This is a genomic window from Hyphococcus flavus, assembly GCF_028748065.1.
In the GTDB taxonomy this organism is placed as follows: Bacteria; Pseudomonadota; Alphaproteobacteria; order Caulobacterales; family Parvularculaceae; genus Hyphococcus; species Hyphococcus flavus.
This window is the reverse complement of the sequence record NZ_CP118166.1, coordinates 2,810,146-2,828,370: the sequence shown is the minus strand read 5'-3', so window position 1 is coordinate 2,828,370 and position 18,225 is coordinate 2,810,146. Positions and strand designations below refer to the sequence as shown.

General features: G+C 55.4%; 15 protein-coding genes. 6 read left to right on the top strand and 9 right to left on the bottom strand.

From position 1 onward, the window contains the following. Positions 1-351 precede the first annotated feature (351 nt). From PUV54_RS13480 to PUV54_RS13460, 5 genes are all read right to left on the bottom strand, one after another. Entirely contained in the window at positions 352-1,680 is a 1,329-nt protein-coding gene (locus tag PUV54_RS13480; RefSeq protein WP_274492788.1) for a pyruvate dehydrogenase complex dihydrolipoamide acetyltransferase, read from the bottom strand. 66 nt (positions 1,681-1,746) lie between these two features. Beyond that, positions 1,747-2,622 carry a hypothetical protein gene (locus PUV54_RS13475; RefSeq protein ID WP_274492787.1) on the bottom strand — a complete coding sequence of 292 codons (876 nt, stop codon included), beginning with the start codon at positions 2,620-2,622 and terminating at the stop codon, positions 1,747-1,749. A 147-nt stretch (positions 2,623-2,769) separates the two neighbouring features. After that, entirely contained in the window at positions 2,770-3,219 is a 450-nt protein-coding gene (locus tag PUV54_RS13470) for a GFA family protein (RefSeq protein ID WP_274492786.1), read from the bottom strand. Positions 3,220-3,222: 3 nt separating this feature from the next. Next, positions 3,223-3,531 (bottom strand): hypothetical protein, encoded by a 309-nt coding sequence (locus tag PUV54_RS13465; protein WP_274492785.1) that lies wholly within the window; start codon positions 3,529-3,531, stop codon positions 3,223-3,225. Positions 3,532-3,534: 3 nt separating this feature from the next. Beyond that, the gene (locus PUV54_RS13460) at positions 3,535-4,938 is read right to left on the bottom strand and encodes a pyruvate dehydrogenase complex E1 component subunit beta (protein ID WP_274492784.1); all 1,404 of its coding nucleotides are present in this window, start codon (positions 4,936-4,938) and stop codon (positions 3,535-3,537) included. Between the two features lie 272 nt (positions 4,939-5,210). Between PUV54_RS13460 and PUV54_RS13455 the strand changes: the two genes are divergently transcribed. The 6 genes from PUV54_RS13455 (at position 5,211) to PUV54_RS13430 (ending at position 12,141) form a co-directional block, all read left to right on the top strand. Then, a complete protein-coding gene (locus PUV54_RS13455; RefSeq protein ID WP_274492783.1) occupies positions 5,211-7,028 on the top strand; it encodes a DUF885 domain-containing protein in 1,818 nt (605 codons plus the stop codon). Positions 7,029-7,117: 89 nt separating this feature from the next. Next, the gene (locus tag PUV54_RS13450; protein WP_274492782.1) at positions 7,118-7,960 is read left to right on the top strand and encodes a 2OG-Fe(II) oxygenase; all 843 of its coding nucleotides are present in this window, start codon (positions 7,118-7,120) and stop codon (positions 7,958-7,960) included. A gap of 134 nt (positions 7,961-8,094) precedes the next feature. Next, positions 8,095-8,631: a preprotein translocase subunit SecG gene (gene secG, locus PUV54_RS13445; protein ID WP_274492781.1), complete on the top strand. Its 537-nt coding sequence runs from the start codon at positions 8,095-8,097 to the stop codon at positions 8,629-8,631. A gap of 75 nt (positions 8,632-8,706) precedes the next feature. Next, positions 8,707-10,338, top strand: coding sequence for a CTP synthase (locus PUV54_RS13440; protein WP_274492780.1), 1,632 nt, complete (start codon positions 8,707-8,709; stop codon positions 10,336-10,338). A 124-nt stretch (positions 10,339-10,462) separates the two neighbouring features. Continuing rightward, a complete protein-coding gene (locus tag PUV54_RS13435; protein ID WP_274492779.1) occupies positions 10,463-11,155 on the top strand; it encodes a VPLPA-CTERM sorting domain-containing protein in 693 nt (230 codons plus the stop codon). Between the two features lie 134 nt (positions 11,156-11,289). Then, positions 11,290-12,141, top strand: coding sequence for an SDR family oxidoreductase (locus tag PUV54_RS13430; RefSeq protein WP_274492778.1), 852 nt, complete (start codon positions 11,290-11,292; stop codon positions 12,139-12,141). Here PUV54_RS13430 and PUV54_RS13425 read toward each other — a convergent pair. From PUV54_RS13425 to PUV54_RS13410, 4 genes are read right to left on the bottom strand one after another with little or no spacing between them, the layout of a single operon-like run. Next, positions 12,138-13,700 (bottom strand): Ppx/GppA family phosphatase, encoded by a 1,563-nt coding sequence (locus tag PUV54_RS13425; protein WP_274492777.1) that lies wholly within the window; start codon positions 13,698-13,700, stop codon positions 12,138-12,140. The genes PUV54_RS13430 and PUV54_RS13425 overlap by 4 nt on opposite strands. A gap of 27 nt (positions 13,701-13,727) precedes the next feature. Beyond that, positions 13,728-15,908, bottom strand: coding sequence for an RNA degradosome polyphosphate kinase (locus PUV54_RS13420; protein WP_274492776.1), 2,181 nt, complete (start codon positions 15,906-15,908; stop codon positions 13,728-13,730). 38 nt (positions 15,909-15,946) lie between these two features. Continuing rightward, on the bottom strand, positions 15,947-16,687 hold the full coding sequence (locus tag PUV54_RS13415) for an HdaA/DnaA family protein (RefSeq protein WP_274492775.1): 741 nt from the start codon (positions 16,685-16,687) through the stop codon (positions 15,947-15,949). After that, positions 16,671-18,086, bottom strand: a complete 1,416-nt coding sequence (locus tag PUV54_RS13410) for a DUF2066 domain-containing protein (protein ID WP_274492774.1) — start codon at positions 18,084-18,086, stop codon at positions 16,671-16,673. The genes PUV54_RS13415 and PUV54_RS13410 overlap by 17 nt, the downstream gene beginning before the upstream one ends. Positions 18,087-18,225: the final 139 nt, after the last annotated feature.

Here is an 18,225-nt window from a genome sequence, read left to right as displayed (position 1 = left end):
CAAGCATGGAATGCAGTTCGCCTTAAACGGGAAATTTTACAACTTTAAGAGAGGGCGGCGAGGCTTGAAACAGCACGGGGGAGAGAGAATTCGCTGCAGCCTCGCCTACACACGAGATACTCAACGCCCGAGTGCATGGCAGGATATAGCTCTCAATTGGAATAAAGTCGCGGCAAAATCATGGCGATTTTGCGTTACAACATCACGAATTGTAATCCCATACTACGGGACCATAACACGAAAACCGCATCAACGCATTGATTTAGTTAGAGTTTCAAGTTTCTCGGCTTTCAAGTGGTAGCTCGAGAGAGTTCCAAGCTCTTTTGCGCCGCAATAGCTCTGGCCCAACTTCTAAAGCAGCATCGCGGCAGGTTCTTCGATGAATGATTTGAACGCCGCAAGGAATTCAGCGCCCACCGCTCCATCCACCACCCGGTGATCACAAGTAAGTGTTACGGTCATCATGGTCCGCGCCACAATCTGTCCGTCGCGGACAACGGGCCGCTGCTCGCCGGCGCCAACTGACATGATCGCCCCGTGCGGCTGGTTCACGATGGAGGCGAAGGACGTGATTCCGAACATGCCGAGATTGGAAACCGAAAACGTGCCACCCTGATATTCCTCGGGCTTAAGCTTTTTGTTGCGCGCCCGGCCCGCCATGTCTTTCACTTCAGCGGAAATGGTTTTCAGGCCTTTTTCTTCCGCTTTCCAGACAATCGGCGTGATCAGGCCACCGTCAATCGCCACCGCGACGCCAATATCGGCATGTTTATGCAGCAGGATCGCTTCGTCCGTGTAAGTCGCGTTCGCGGCCGGTACTTTTTTCAGCGCCATGGCGGACGCCTTGATGATGAAGTCGTTGACCGACAGCTTGAATGCTTCGTCGCCTTCCTTGGGAGAGGTCGCGTTAATACGCGCGCGCGCCGCCAGTAGGTTGTCGAGTTCAATGTCAACATTCAGTGGAAAGTGCGGGACTTCCTGGTTGAAGCTTTGCGTGAGGCGTTTGGCGATGGTCTTGCGCATGCCGTCGAGCTTCACGGCGGTATAGCTTTCCGCCGGATAAAGCCTTGCATCGACAGAGGCAGGCGCGATTTGTCCAGATCCCGGCATTGGCGCCGAAGCAGGTTTGGCGCTGACGCCTTCTTTCTTCGCTTTTTCGATATCGCGCTTGACGATGCGGCCCCGCGGACCGGAGCCGGTCAAAGCCGAAAGATCTATGCCTTCCTGTTCAGCAAGACGTTTCGCCAAAGGCGACGCAAGAACGCGCCCGTTTGCTGAAGGGGCTGGGTTCGTGGACGAACTCGCCGCTTTTTGAGGAGCGGACGCGGCGCCATTTGCCGCTTTAGGGGCTTCCTCAGACTGGTCTTTTTCCACCTCGCCTGTTCCGCCGCCAGACCCGTTCTCCAGCGCGCCAAGATCAATATCTCCGGCGCTCTCGCCATCTTCGAGCAGGACGGCAATCGGCGCGTTGACCTTTACGTTTTCCGTGCCCTCGCCGATCAGGATTTTGCCGACCGTGCCTTCGTCCACTGCTTCCACTTCCATGGTTGCCTTGTCGGTTTCAATCTCGGCGATGACGTCCCCTGAAGAGACCTTGTCGCCTTCTTTCACATTCCATTTGGCGAGCGTGCCTTCCTCCATGGTCGGCGAAAGGGCTGGCATCAAAATTGGCGTGGGCATGGATTAATCACTTCGTCTTTAGGGCAGGAAAAGAGTTATCACGGTGCTTTAGCGGCAAACAACCGTTCAATCAAAGCGAAAGCGCGGAACGCCGAAATGATCGCGCAGCCAGTCCGATAGGCGCTGATAGGCGGCGCGGGGTTTAAGCTCGATAAAATGGGCGATGGATGTCTCATGGCTCACCCAGCCCCTGGCCCAGAACCGGTCCATGAGCCGAAACCCCGTGGGTTTCTTCAGACGGTTGATGCCATGCTCCAGATCGAATTCGATATCCGACGCCCGCCAGGTGGTGGCCATGATGGTGCCCTCCTCCGGCGTATAGCTGACCGGCTCAACACCGTTTCTGGCCATGGCGGCGGCGAAGTAAGGCTGGTCCGAAAGACCGTCGCCCCGGCGGGGGCGCAACTCAATCAAATCGGGGTGGCGTTCCGCCAGAAGCGCGCGCGCATCCGCAAACACCTTTTGCGCTTTGTCGCTTTTACGAAAAAAGAGGACGCCGCAATTCATATCGCAAAAATAATCGACGCCCGCCGCCGCCATCATCTTTTCAACATCGCAGCCATAGGCGGCGCCCGATTTTACGACATCGCCTGATATTGCGAAATCCTGTGCGCCATACTTCTCCCAATGGCGATCCATGTCGCGCTTCATGATCAGGCAGTCGGCGTCAACAAAGAAAGTCTCTTCATAGGGCGAGGGTTCATAGACGCCGAGTTTGATGGTCACGCCGGGATAGGCTTCGGGATTTTCAAACGGCCTGCAGTCCTGAAAATACGGCGCCAGCTCTTCGGGCAATTCCGAACAGTCTTTATAGAGCAGCGTGACCGGCCTGTTCGGATCGTTCAGCCGGGCGGACAGCGCGAGATTGACCGCCATCTCAAAGAAACGCCGATGGCCATACGCCATGGTGATATAGCCTTGTGTAGTTGCTGGCTCGATCACTTCACTTTCTCTCTCCGCTCATCCCGTCGCAAGACGGGATCCAGCAAAACGTACTAGTCGGGCGAAGCCCGTCATTATTCTTTAAACTGGACCCCGGCTTTCGCCGGGGAGAGCGGGCTTTGGAACTTATGCTAAAACCAACCACCGTCAGTGCGGACCGAAATTCGAAGCGGCAAGATCAGGATTTAAGAATCTTGTCGGCGTCCATTTCTGAAATCGCCGGGCAATGCGCGCCTCGGTCGTTTCCGCGCCATAGTCCATGGGCGCTTCGTCGATTTCAAAAAACTCATTCATGCGGAGCCCGACGATATTGATCGTCGAAACAATCTTTTCGCCCTCGCCCATGACCGCTGCGATATAAACACCGCAAGTCTTGCAGATCAGAAAATCCGCCGTGCGCAAGGCGAAATTATAACACTCCACATCTTCCGGCGCGCCGTCGATGGTGATCAGTCCCTGTGGATCGGAAATATTGACTGCGCCATGAGCCCGGCAAAACGCACACTGACACGTCCTGACGCCCAGCGCCTCCGGCGTCATTCCCGTCTCAAAAGAAACTTTCAGTTTCCCGCAATGGCATTGGCCGGTGTGGATCATATATCATCCTGTCGCGAGATAAAAAGAATCTACCAAGACTACAAAAATCATGATCGCCAATGATGCAAAAAATAAATTTCGGGACAATCGAAATATTGATTTTCCTTTATCAGTTAGCATTCTTGAATCTGGAAATATAAAAACGGTAAGCCCGTTGGAGCCCCACCACCATAGCCACCGATAAAAGGAATCTATCCAATTACCTTCCTGACGGACATGAAAAAATGTGAGCACCCTTAGTAAGCCAAAGCCGATGAATAAGGCAGCAGCTAAATATCCAAATCCATAAACAGCAAGGTTAGCAATAGCCACTAATTAATCCCTATACATCACCGTCTTCACCGCCTTGACGATTTTGTCCGCATTCGGAAGGCTTAAGACTTCGAGATTCGCAGCGTAGGGGAGCGGCGCATCCTCTTGCGTGACGCGCGCCGGCGGCGCATCGAGGTAATCGAACGCATGCTGTGTCACCTGCCACCCGATCTCGGCGCCGACGCCGCAGGGCGCCCAGCCCTCTTCCACCGTAACGATGCGGTTGGTCTTGCGAACGGAAGCGAGCACCGTCTCCACATCGAGCGGACGTAATGTGCGCAAATCTACGACTTCGGCGGAAACGCCCTCCTCGGCCAGCTTCTCCGCTGCTTCCAGCGAGAACTTCACGCCACGCGAATAGGAAACAATAGTGACGTCATCGCCTTCGCGCGCGACCTTCGCCTTGCCGATGGGCAGCACCCAGTCGTCCACGTCCGGCACATCCATGGTGTCGCCGTAAAGCAGCTCATGCTCCAGAAACACCACCGGGTTCGGGTTGCGGATCGCGGCCTTCAACAGGCCTTTCGCATCTGATGCGGAGTACGGCGAAATCACGATCAGGCCCGGCACGTTTGAATACCATGCGGCGTAATCCTGAGAATGCTGCGCGGCGACGCGCGACGCCGCTGCGTTCGGTCCGCGGAAGACGATGGGCGAGCCCATCTGACCGCCGGACATATAACGCGTCTTCGCAGCCGAGTTGATGATATGGTCAATCGCCTGCATGGCGAAATTCCAGGTCATGAATTCGACAATCGGTTTCAGGCCCGCAAAAGCCGCGCCAACGCCAAGACCGGCAAAGCCATATTCCGTGATCGGCGTATCGACCACGCGCTTCGGCCCGAACTCGTCGAGCAATCCGCGTGAGACTTTATAGGCGCCCTGATATTCGGCGACTTCCTCGCCCATGAGGAACACGTCCTCATCACGGCGCATTTCTTCGGCCATGGCGTCGCGCAACGCATCGCGGATGGTTGTGGGGATCATTTCAACGTCGTCCGGCAATTCGGGATCAGCCGCCGCGGTCACCGCTGGTTGCGGCGGCGTGTCCTGACTGTCGCCGTCATCTGCGGCCTGATCAGTTTCAGTGCTGGCAGATTGCTCATCCGACGCCGCCGGCGCGCCGCCGTTCAGGCTCGACAGATCGATGTCATCGGCGCTTTCGCCATCGTCGACCAGCACAGCAATGGGGTCATTAACTTTGACGTTCTCCGTGCCTTCGGCCACCAGGATTTTACCGATGGTCCCCTCATCGACCGCTTCGACCTCCATGGTCGCCTTGTCGGTTTCAATTTCGGCGATCACATCGCCAGAGGACACCTTGTCCCCTTCTTTTACATTCCACTTGGCAAGCGTGCCTTCTTCCATGGTGGGGGAAAGGGCTGGCATTAAAACCGGCGTTGGCATTTGATTTCGTCTCTTCTTTGTAAATCTTCAGAATCGGCGCGCCTTTCCTAGCCGCACAATCATGGGGTGAACAAGCGTAAACTCGAAAACTCGCCATGGCCCGCCATTTCAGGAGCCAATTTCCCCTGATAGCGCGAAATTCCAACGGTCCGCCGAGTCAACGGCTGCCATTGCTTCCAACCCCGCCGGAATTGGCATAAACGTGCTGCATGATCTGCGTCAGGCAAGGGCGCAGCTAGTTCAATAGCAAGGGGATTTAGAGGGGCGATATCATGCGCATCATAGGGAAGATATTCGGATTTTTGCTACTTTTGCTGGTCCTGGCGGCTGGCGCGGCGTCCATGTGGTTCTGGTTCACGCCGGTGGGCGTCAACAATTACGTTAACAAAGTAACGTTTCAATTTCTGACGGACTCTCCCGAGCTGATGACCCAACTCGGGTTTATCGATAACACGCCGCTCGATTTCCACAGCGGCAAGCTCGCCGACTACACACAAGCGCAAGATGAAAAGTCGCTGGAAAAACTTCGCAAAGCGCGCGCTGGTCTCGACAAATACGGCCCCGACGGTCTTGAAGGACAGGAACTTTTAACCTGGAAAATCACCGCCTGGTTTTTCGACGATCTGCTTCGTCAGGCCGAATTTGAATATGGCGGCTATCGCGTTTCACAGCTCAGCGGTCCGCTAGTGAATATGCCGTCGTTTCTTACCGACGCGCACGTCATCAAAAACGAAAAAAGCGTCAAACGATATATCTCCCGTCTGAATGAATTCGGCCGGGTGTTGCGGGAAACGAAAGTCCGGGTTGAGGATGATCGGGACAACGGCGTCGTGCCGCCTGATTTCGTCATCGAAAAATCGCTTACCGGCATGCGCTCCTTTATCGAAGGCGGCGCGGCTGAAAACCCGCTTGTCACCACATTACCGGCAAAGCTTGAAGAAATCGGTTTGTCCGAAGACAAACAGGCGGGTTACATGGCGCAAGCAACAGAAGCCGTGGAGACAGAAGTCATCCCCGGCTACGAAGCCATGATCGCGCTATTTGAGGCGCTTCTTGAAAACACTGATCATAACGCTGGTATCTGGAGAATTCCGGACGGCGCCGAAATTTACAAGGTTCAGCTTAAGTCAAACACCACAACCGACTTCACGGCGGATGAAATTCATGAAACCGGTCTGTCGGAAGTCGCACTTATCGAACAGCAGATGGACGACATCCTTGTCTCCCAAGGATATACCGAGGGTACGGTCGCGGAACGCGTGCGCGTCCTCATGGAAGCGCCAGACCAGATTTATCCCAATACGGATGAAGGCCGGCAGGAAATGCTGGATTATCTTTCAAACCTCAATGACGAGGTGATGGAGATTGCTGGCGACTATTTCATCACCCTGCCGCCGCAGCCGCTGGAAGTTGTGCGCGTGCCGGAATTTTCCGAAGACGGCGCGCCGGGCGGTTACTATAACGCGCCTGCCCTCGACGGTTCGCGTCCCGGACGATTTTATATCAACCAGAAGGATACGGCCGATAATCCGAAATGGACATTACCGACGCTTCTTATTCATGAGGGAGCGCCAGGGCACCATTTCCAGATTTCGCTGTCGCAGATGATTGAAGGCGTGCCAATGCTGCGCAAGCTTTCGCCGTTCACCGCCTATTCAGAAGGATGGGCGCTTTATGCGGAACGCGTGGCGAAAATTGACATGGGCATGTATGACGACGACCCGCTTGGGGACCTTGGCCGCCTACAGGCAGAGATGTACAGAGCGGTGCGTCTGGTAGTCGATACAGGTATCCACCACAAACGCTGGTCACGTGAACAGGCTATCGAATACATGGCCTCGAAAACCGGCATGACCGACGCGGAAGTCACACGCGAGATTGAGCGCTATGCCGTCTGGCCGGGACAGGCCACTGCCTATAAAACCGGTCAGCTCGCCATTTTACGAATGCGCGAACGCGCCGAGAATGAATTGGGCGATGATTTCGATCTCAGGGAATTCCATGAAACAGTCTTGATGAATGGCGGCATGCCGCTCGGCATCCTCGACGAAGTCGTGGACGAGTGGATAGAAGCGGAAAAAGCTTCTTAACCATCTCTGATCATCAGGGCTGGCGTATCCGGTCCGGTCTGTTTTATGCATGCCGGGAAGCATTCAGCTTCCTGGCGGCTACTTAACGAATGACCTTTCTCTCCGGCAATAAAGACGACCCCGCTTTATTCGACTTCGATGCGCTCAAGGATCGCGGTCTGGACCTGGCGACCGATTACGCGGCAGCCGATCCGTTCCCGCATATCGTGATCGATGACTTCCTGCCGTCTGCGGTCATTGACCTTTGCCTCAGCCAGTTTCCGCAACAACCGGATGCAGACAGCCAGACTTTCGACCGCAATCAGGAACGCCTGAAAACCAGTTTTCATCCGGACCATATGGCGCCTAAGCTGCGGCGGCTATTTTACGCCTTCAACTCGAGGCCGTTCATCAAGGTCATCGAAAACATTTCAGGCATTAAGGGTCTCATCCCCGACCCTTATTTTCTCGGCGGCGGTTTCCACGAAATCGCCAATGGCGGGCATCTGTCCATGCATGCCGACTTTAACCACCACAAGCCGTTGGGACTTGAGCGCCGCATCAATGTCCTGATCTACCTAAATCGCGACTGGAAAGATGAATATGGCGGTCAGTTGGAGCTGTGGCGGACGGATATGTCCGAACGGGTTCACGCCATAACGCCGATCGCCAATCGCTGCGTCATCTTTACGACCACAGGCGACAGCATGCACGGCAATCCCCAGCCGGTCGCGCACCCTGAGAGCGTCACCCGGAAATCCATCGCGCTCTATTACTACACCGCGACCTGGGAAGCCTCCAAAGCATCCCGCACGACCCAGTTCAGGCCCCGGCCCGGTACTGGCGATGAAACAGACTGGAAGGTCAAAATCGACGAGGCTCTCGAGGATTTTCTGCCCCCCATCCTCAACCGGCAGGTTGCGCGGCTGCGGCGACGGTTGAGCCGTCGCTAGAATTCTCGCGGGACTTGCAGGGGCCCGGGCTTTCCGTTATGGCCCTCACCCTTCCAGCGGTCGCTTTTGACATCTGGAACCCGCTTCCTAAATAAGCGCTGGGCCCGAATGCCCGGTAGAGATGAGCCGCTTTCATGACCGCTATTTTGCTGACCGTCCATTCCTTGATCGTGCTTGCGCTGATCGTTGTCGTTCTGCTTCAGCGTTCTGACGGCGGTGCGCTGGGCATTGGCGGCGGCGGTGGCGGCGGCGGCGGTTTCATGACCGGCCGTGGCGCGGCGAATGCGTTAACCCGCACGACTTCGATTCTTGCGGCGCTGTTTTTCGCTACCTCTCTTGCGTTGGCGATACAAGCCGGTGGAGGTGAGGACACGGATTCTCTGATTGATGAGCTAACCAGTACCGGTGGCGCACAGGAAAGCCAGCCAGAAGATATCGACACGCCGCCCTCCACCAGCGATTTGCTGGATTCCCTTGATGTGGAGGAATCTCAAACCGGAACTGATGAGCCGGCCTCTACGACGGATCTTCTCGAATCGCTTGGCGCGGAGGCGCCGGAAGAAGCCCAGCCCGTCACAAACGAACCATCGGACGTGCAACCTGCAGCAGAAACAGAGCCTGCATCCGGCGAGCAAACAACGGACTCTCAGGAAGATCCGCCGCAGGGCTGAACAATCTGCGATCTTTTTTGCAAATTCTGAATTTAGAGTTTGAATGACCCGGATTCTTCGGTAAGACGGACTTCCATGGCGCGGTATATATTCATTACCGGCGGCGTGGTGTCGTCACTCGGAAAAGGTGTTGCTTCAGCGGCTTTAGGCGCGCTCCTTCAGGCGCGCGGCTATAAGGTCCGTTTGAGAAAGCTTGACCCCTATCTCAATGTCGATCCCGGCACCATGTCGCCCTATCAGCATGGCGAAGTGTTCGTCACCGACGACGGCGCCGAGACAGATCTCGACCTCGGACATTATGAGCGCTTTACCGGCGTTTCCGCATCAAAGGGTGACAACGTCACTACGGGGCAGATTTACTCACAGATTCTGGAGAAAGAACGGCGCGGCGACTATCTCGGCGCCACTGTGCAAGTCATTCCTCACGTCACCGACGCGATAAAACAATTCATCCTGTCTGACGCCGGCGGCGCGGACTTTGTCTTGTGCGAAGTGGGCGGCACGGTCGGCGATATAGAAGCGCTCCCGTTTTTTGAGGCGATCCGGCAGCTCGTCAACGAACTGCCGCGCGGCGACGCTGTTTACGTTCATTTGACGCTGATGCCGTTCATCCCGTCCGCAGGCGAGCTGAAAACAAAACCGACTCAACACTCGGTGCGGGAGCTTCGCGCCATCGGCATTCAGCCGGATGTTCTTCTTGTCCGCGCCGACAGAGACATCCCCCAAAGCGAACGCAAAAAAATCGCGCTGTTTTGCAACGTGCGCCCTTCCGCTGTGGTGCAGGCGCTTGACTGCCGCACGATTTACGAAGTGCCGCTGACCTATCATCGCGAAGGTTTCGACAGTGAAGTGCTTGACGCTTTTGGCGTTAAAAACCCGCCCGATCCAAAACTCGACGGCTGGGAAAACATTGTCCATCGCGTCACCGCACCGGATGGCGAGGTCACCATTGCGGTCGTCGGCAAATATACGGTGCTCAAGGACGCCTACAAATCCCTTATCGAAGCCATCGCCCATGGCGGGATCGCCAATAACGTGCGCGTCAATATCGAATGGATTGAAAGCGACGTTTTTGAAAAAGAAGATGAAGCGATCTCCGCGCTGGAAGGGGTCCACGGCATTCTCGTGCCGGGCGGTTTTGGCGAACGCGGCGCTGAAGGAAAAATCAAAGCCGCGCAATTCGCACGCGAGAAAGAGATCCCTTATTTCGGCATCTGCTTCGGCATGCAGATGGCCATTATCGAGGCGGCGCGAAACCTTTTGGGTGAGAAAGACGCAAGCTCATCCGAGTTTTCCGGCGGCGGCAAATCGATTGTCGGATTGATGACCGAATGGGTGCGCGGCAACCAGAAAGAAGTCCGTCAAGCCGATGGCGATCTCGGCGGCACCATGCGCCTGGGCGCTTACCCGGCGCGTCTGAAACCGGGAAGCCGCGTCGCGGAAATCTATGGCGCGGATGAAATCGAAGAACGCCACAGGCACCGGTTTGAAGTCGATATGGCCTGGGCCAAAAGACTGGGCGAACATGGCGTCGTCTTTTCCGGCACTTCGCCCGACGGCGAACTCCCCGAGATCATGGAAATTCCCGATCATCCATGGTTCATCGGCGTTCAGTATCACCCGGAACTGAAATCGCGCCCGTTCGATCCGCATCCGCTATTTGCATCATTTATCGATGCGGCGGTGAAGCGGTCGAGGTTGGTTTAGTAGCGGTAAACTCTCTCGTTTACCGGAAAACTTTCAGCATATATTTTTATATTTTTTGGAACTTTCGAACGCGCCCCACGTTACGTGCAGTGTCCCCCTGCATCAGTAAACATAGGGAGCAAGCATGAATTTTAAGTCAGCCGCGTTTGCGGCTTTAAGTACTTTTTTCGCAGGAAGTTTCGCCGCGGAAGCGGCGCCTATTAATTTCGCTACCGAAGCCGCGATCGGCGGAGAGCGAGGTTTGGAGAATGGTGCAATTTTCACCGCCTCGAACGGCGAACAGATCCGGTTGACATCTGGCGGAACTGCTACAGACGGATCAGAAAATATTCCCGCACCATACCTTGACGGTTTAAGCAACGGACGCCCTGCAGGTCTTGGCGTTTGCACGCTTGAAGCGGGACCGGGTTCTGAATGCGAACGCAATAACGAAGACAATGTCACCGGTGATCAAGATGAATTTATTGAATTCGGATTTCTTGACGACAGTGGCCAGCGATTATTCTCGCTAATGGGAATATCGTTTCGCGATGCAGATCATTTCGACATCAGCGGCAGCAATGATTTCGTGCAAGTAAGTGTTGACGGTGGAGTGCTGGAAACACTGACATTTGCGGGAGTCGTCTCAGCCGCGGCCAGCGGCATGTACGCTAACGCGGAAACACTGCGCCTTGTTGGTGTGGCGCTCAGCGAAGGTGGGCGTGAATTCTATATCAATGCGGTTTCTGACGTGCCAATCCCAGCGGCGCTTCCACTGTTGATCTCCGGTCTTATCGGCCTTGGATTCGCCGCCAAGCGAAAAAAGACTTACGCGTAGCCCTCCCCCGGCCTTTACGCGTAAAACTAACGGCGCTTTGCATACGCCCCATGCAAGGCGCCGTTTTTTTGCGTTTTGATCAGAAGCGCAAGTGGCGCTAGGTTCTTCAAGAAAGAGCATTAAGGAGCTTTGCTTTGCATCAATCCGTCCTCATCACCGGCGCCTCAAGCGGCATTGGCGAAGCGACCGCCATTCATCTAGCCCATAAAGGGTTTCGCGTCTTCGCTACGGCCCGCCGGGAAGAAAAGCTGAAAAACCTCTCCGGCCTTGGCGGTGGGCGCATTACGCCAATTGAAATGGACGTCACCGATGAAAGCTCCATCGAAAAAGCCTTGAAAAAAATCGCCGACGAAGGCGTGACGCTTTACGGGCTCGTCAATAACGCCGGCGTTTCCGCCATGGGACCGCTCGAACGGCTCTCTCAGACTGAGTGGCGCGGCGTATTCGAAACGAATGTCTTTGGCCTTGTTGCTGTGACGCAAGCGCTGTTGCCGCAAATGCGCGAGGCGGGTCGCGGCCGCATTGTCAATATTGGCTCCTTGACCGGCCGCATCGCCTCCCCGTTTCAAAGCGCTTATGCGGCGACCAAACACGCAGTCGAAGGGTTATCGGATTCACTGCGCCGCGAGCTTAAACCTCATGGCATCAAGGTTTCAGTGGTGCGACCGGGCGCCATCAACACGCCATTCGGCCATTTCGAACAGGAAATGCTGACGCATTACGAGACTGACGATGTTTACGGAGAGCAAGTCAAAATCTTCAAAGCATGGTTTGAAAAACAGCACCCTTCAGCGCCGCCGCCAATTGTTGTTGCTGAGGCGGTGCATGAAGCGCTGACCGCCGAGCGTCCGCAATCGCGTTATACAGCGCCAAAAAGCATGACTTACGCAATTGCGCTGCGAAACTTTCTGCCGTCAGGAGCGACAGACCGTATTCTTGAACGCATAAACGGCCTCGATAGTTTTAAAAAGTCCCGCCGCAATTAATCTTCGTACACTTCCGCAGCCGCGCATTCAAAGGCCGCAGCGAGTGATACGAACCGCCGCCTTGGCGTTTCACCCATCAGCGCCTCGCGATCCGACGGCGCCGTAAAGACAATCTCGTCTTCCCGCTTTTCAAGTTTGCATCCCTTCAGCGCTGCCGGCGCTTTTGGCGCTAACGCCGCGACGAAACGCAAAGCGAGACCAAATTGCGTAGACTGCAACTGTGCATCCCAGGGCATTAACGCCATGGCCTGCTCGTCTGGCGGCGCCGGCGAGCGTCCTTGATGGCGCCTGAACAAGGCAAGCGCCGTCCAGAGCCGTTCAGCATGACTGACGCCGACAAAAGGCGCGCGCAGAGCCGTATCGAAAGCATGACGGCCGCGAAGATCCGGATGAAAATACGCGCCGATATCCGCCAGCAGGCAGGCGCCGTATCGCAACCGCGCCCCAGATGCATCGCCATTCGCGAAGAGCGGTTCAATAACTTTATACGCCGCTTCTCCAAAGGCTGGGTCCGGCGACAAGCGTTGAGCGTAATATTTGCACGCTTCGATGAAAGGATCACTGGCGCGCTGTTCTTTCGATAACTGGTTGTACAAAAGCCCTTCGCGCACACCGCCAGCAGAGACGATAATCTTGTCAGCTTTGACCCTCGTGACGACAGCGCGCAACACCATTGAGGCGAGCGGCAACGTATCAATCCTTCTGCGCGGTATGCCCGGCACTTCCTCCAGCGACCGCCGGCTTTGACGCGCGATAAGATCGCAAATGTCGAGAACTTGCTGACTCGACATTTCATAGTGATGCAACACCGACAAGGGATAGCTTCTAAGCCCCATGTGGATTCGTGCAACGGCGCGCCATGCGCCGCCTACTGAATAAATCGTATCAATTTTCTTCGGCTTCAGAAATTTGATGCTATCAAGCTGTTCTTCGATAAATTTAACTGCCGCCTTGTTGTCACCGCCGGCGGCGCGCATCAAATTAAACGGACCAACAGGCAAGCTATTGCTTTGCTCAATTTCTCCCTTGTTCAGCAAGGCCAGTTCAAGGCTGCCGCCGCCCATGTCGCCAACGAGGCCTGTTGCTTCCGGCTCGACTGCAGCGACACCATACGCGGCAAGCCGGCCTTCCTCTTCGCCACTGATGATATTGACGTCAAAACCTAGCGCTTTTGTCGCCTCGACAAACTGCTTTCCGTCACGCGCGTCACGAACAGCGGCTGTCGCTATAACCTCAACATGCGGGCGGCCAAGATCATCAAGAACATGACGAAATCTGGAAAGCGTCGCCAGCGCATCCTCAACAGCTGCCGGGTTAAGCCCGCCATCTTTGGTCATTTCCCGGCCAAGACCGCATAAAGCTTTTTCGTTGCAGATCGGTATGGGCGCCCGTGGCGGTCCATCGTACACTACAAGCCTGACGGAATTTGAGCCGATATCGACTACAGCCCGCCGTGCGCTGGCGAGACCGCCTTCTGAAGTATCATTTAATTTATCGCCCGACCCCATTCTGCGTCCGTCAATCGTCACCGTTGCATACTCAAACTCAAGTCTTCGCAACCATTCATCGATTCGCCCTGACGGACGCTATTTTCGCCGCTTGAGTTCTTTGGGCGCATTGTACTCCAGCGCCGCACCGCGCCCCGAGAGGGACGGATTGGTCATCATATAGGTATGCACGTTAAAGCTATCGGCGCCCTCGGGCGCTTTACCGCGTACATACCGCCCATCCGATTGCAACTGCCAGGTTTGCGCTTCGTCATTCAGATTACCAACCATGATGTAATCGAGAATCTGCCGATGAACCGTTGGATTCTCTACTGGGCAAAAGACCTCAACCCGGCGATTGAGGTTGCGCGGCATTAAGTCTGCAGATGCAACATACACCTTAGCCTGCGGGTTTGGCAGTGCATCGCCGGAACCAAAACAGTAGATGCGAGCATGTTCGAGAAAACGGCCAATGATGCTCTTGACCCGGATATTTTCAGACAGTCCTGGAACGCCTGGACGCAAACAACAAATGCCTCGCACAATAAGGTCAATCTGAACGCCAGCTTTTGATGCTTCATAAAGTTTATCAATAAGTTGACCATCGACTAGCGCGTTCATCTTCGCCCAAATCGCTGCAGACTTTCCTTTCTTGGCGTTTCGGATTTCCTTATCGATCAACTTGGCGATATGCGAGCGCGCATTCAAAGGCGCGACGGCGAATTTTTCCAACGCTTCTGGCGCAGCATAACCGGTAATGTAGTTAAACACCTTCGCCGCATCCCGCCCAATAGCCGGATCGCAAGTAAACAAAGACATATCCGTATAGATTTTGGCAGTGATCGGATGATAGTTGCCCGTTCCCACATGAACATAAGTGCGCGCGCCATCTGACTCCTGTCGCACAACCAATGACAGTTTTGCGTGCGTTTTATATTCCAGAAAACCGTAAACGACATTCACACCGGCGCGTTCCAGCGCCCGCGCCCAGCGAATATTGGCCTCTTCATCAAAACGGGCCTTTAGCTCAACCAGCGCCGTGACGTTCTTGCCTGCCTCAGCTGCTTCAATGAGCGCCTCGACAATCGGCGATTGTTTTGATGTCCTGTAAAGCGTCTGCTTGATGGCGACGACCTTAGGATCAGCGGCAGCCTGTTTCAGGAACTGAACGACAACATCAAAAGATTCATAAGGGTGGTGGACAAGGATATCCTTCGCCCTGATTGCGGAAAAACAGTCGCCGCCATGTTCGCGAATACGCTCGGGGAACCGCGGCTCGTAGATTTCGAACTGCAGGTCTGGCCGGTCCGGCGGAATAAGCTCATTCGTTTGCGCAAGCCCAAGAATGCCGTCCACATAAACAACATCCTGGCTCGTCGCCTGCAGGCTTTCGCGGATCATTTCGCGCAAATGTTCGGGCGTTCTTGAATCGATTTTGACTCGAATGACATCACCGCGACGCCGGCGCTTGAGCATCGTTTCAAAGACACGAACAAGGTCTTCGGCTTCTTCCTCGATCTCAACATCGGAATCCCTGAGAACCCTGAAGGCGCCATGGGAGACGATCTCAAAGCCTGGAAATACGTGATGAATGAAACGCACCAAAACTTTTTCGAGCGAAATAAATCGTGCGGGCGGGCGCACTGCGCCATCAACGGCGATATCCGGCAAGCGGATAAAGCGGCCGATTTTTACGGGCACAGGCAGCAACGCTTCCAGCAGTTGCCCGTCCTTGCGCCGCATTTCGAAGCACAAAACAAAACCCATATTCGGCACAAACGGAAACGGGTGTGCCGGATCAAGCGCCAGCGGCGTCAGGATCGGGAAAATATTTGACTGAAACTCTGCTTCCAGCCAGCGAAGATCCTCCTCATTCAGTTCGTCGTCCTCAAGGACAACGACGCCCGCTTCCCGCATCAATGGCGTTAGCTCGCGCCAGCATTTTTGCTGTTCATCCATCAGCGAGCTGGCCTGCTCGGAAATGAGGTTCAACTGTTCCTGCGGCGACAGGCCTTCCTGACTGATGGCGGAAACGCCTTCCCGCACCTGACCGCGCAAGCCGGCGACACGCACCATGAAGAACTCATCAAGGTTGCTCGCGGAGATGGATAAAAACCTCAACCGCTCCAGAAGCGGATGGTTTTCGTTCAGCGCTTCTTCCAGAACGCGGCTGTTGAACGCGAGCCAGGACAATTCCCGATTGATAAACCGGCTCGGCGATGTCTCGGTGATCAAAGGTGCCCCAGAAACCGTTATATTGCCGCCATCGTCAGCCGCCATGGGTATCATCGCTCCTCTCAGGCTTTGCTCTTGGGGTTTTATGCCGGATGAAGGCCTTCCGAAAGGTTATTAAGGAGCTTTTGAACAAAAGGCGTTGTAATTTTTCGCTTTTGTTCAAGCGCCTGTCGATCCGCCAGGCGCACAAACGTATGGGCAGCGGCGAAGGTTCGCGGCAAACGAGGCGCTGCATACTCAATCACCTGCGGACTGACAGCGACCTGGCGATCCCGGAAGCCCTTCGTAATAACGGCTCGAATGAGAAACTCATCCGGTTCGGCCAGAATGGCGCGCGGCGCGGCTTCGAGCCGCGTGCGTAAGTCCTTAAGACCCAGCGCCCATTCAGAAGGATGTCCCTGGCCGGCCAAAATTAACCTGACCCCTGTTGTCTGGACAGTTTCCAGCCTAGCGAGAAACGAACGAGGATCAGCCGACGGCATTTCGTCAATCACCAAAAACGCATGTTTCGCCATTCTGTCTTGGGTAAAGTCTATTGCTGACGTAACAACGAAATCCTGTCCATCGAGAATCGCATGACTGAAATGAGACTTGCCAGACCCTTCTGGTCCGCAAACAAGCAACAAGGTTTCATCGGACCGCAGCCAGGCGTTGCCTGTTTGCCAGGCTGTCTCATTTGAGTCGGAACGCAGAAAAGATGAGCGATCAAAATACGGCGGGTTTTCCGGCAAGTCCAAAGGCAACTGACGGGTATCGTCAGTCGTCAGACTCTTCGTGTTTGCCGCCGCCGGCGCCGCCGCACTCGCCTTAATACTGTTCACCATCGCCGGGTTCATAAGATGCAGGTCGCACCGGGTCGGCAGGGCCCGATAATTCTCCATATCGGCCACGACGATTGCGGCGGTCGCTTCTGCGCACATTCTGTGCAGTCGCAGGGGTCGCCACGAGCCAGCGTTCGCCATCCTCAGACCACAAGGTCAATCCTTGCGCTTCCATGGCGACGATGAGTTTGTCAGGATCGCCATAAGCTTGAATCAACATCTCCGCGCCCTGCCTTGAGAGCGAGCGCACCTGAACGGACCCGACCAAGGGCGTTGAAATCAGTGCGGACCGGATTTTCGCCCATTCGGATAACGATCTGAAATAGGCGCTCGCCTCTAACAGCGCGGCCTCAGTGTGGTCGATCAGGGTGCGTTCTTTCCAGGGCTTGGCGTGTTTCGCGATCACAACCTCGATCGCTTCTTCCGCCATCGTCGGAAAATTGCCAACCGGGCGATTAAATAATGACTCCGCCAGCACATCGCCGACTTTCGCTGAGATGACATTGGTTTCCGGCGCCTGCTGGATAGCGGTCAGCCCTTCATAGCTGGCCTCCGGCGTATCGACAGCGCTAAACTCGGCATCGCTGCTAACGTCCCCGGACTCGCGAAAGCCGTTGATAAGCCGCACGCGCAATCGGTGCTCGCCGTCAACCTGGCGGAGAAAGGCATGGGCGATAATCACCTGGCTCACTGCATAACGGTCAGCCATCATGCGCAGCGCGTCATTGTTTAAGCTCAGCGCCTCTTGCGCAGAAATGGATGACGCATCCTCAAGATCGCCAAGCGGCGCCGCCATCGGCGTCAGCTCATTGTTATATGGGCGTACCTTCCACGCCGCCATCCAGGGATTATTTTCTTCCCAGAGATAAACGCCATTGGCTGTTTCAAGCACCGGCAGCACCAGCGCCGTTCTGGTTTGCGCCTCGGAGTAAGGAATCTGCGCATCGCGCAGAAGCCGCCGGACCGCAGCCGGCTTGAACCTGTAGGTGATGAAAGCACGATAGGTCTGCGCCGAACTTTTTTCGTTGTAGACTTCGAACCCGGCCTCAAGCGCTTCAAGCGCATTATCGTCAAGGGTCAGAACCGGCCGATCCCGATATGCAAAAGGATTGAAAACGTCCGGCTCGGATCCATCCGGCCCCGCCGGACTAATTCCGTCAAGACCAGCGTCTTCCTGAGCTGGCTCTTCAGGCTGGTCGCTCTGCATCGTTTCAACACGCGGCAAATACGGCCAGTCTTCTTCGACCGTGAGACGCTTCAAGAGAATATCGAGTGCTCGTCTGCGGCCGCGCCGCTGGGCGATGACTTTTGCTGCTGTTGCGTTGTCGGCCTGCGCCTGAACCGTCACACGGGGTACGACAAATACATCTTCTCCGGCGGCAAAGGCCGCTGAGGCTGCCATGACCGCCCATAAGCCCGCTAACAGACCCGCAAAAACCTTAAAAACCCGCATCCTCAACTCCGCTATGGCGCAGGCGCCATACTAGACGCCAATTGAGATACTTTATAGACGGCCTTGCGGCCAGAAACGACCCCGGCGC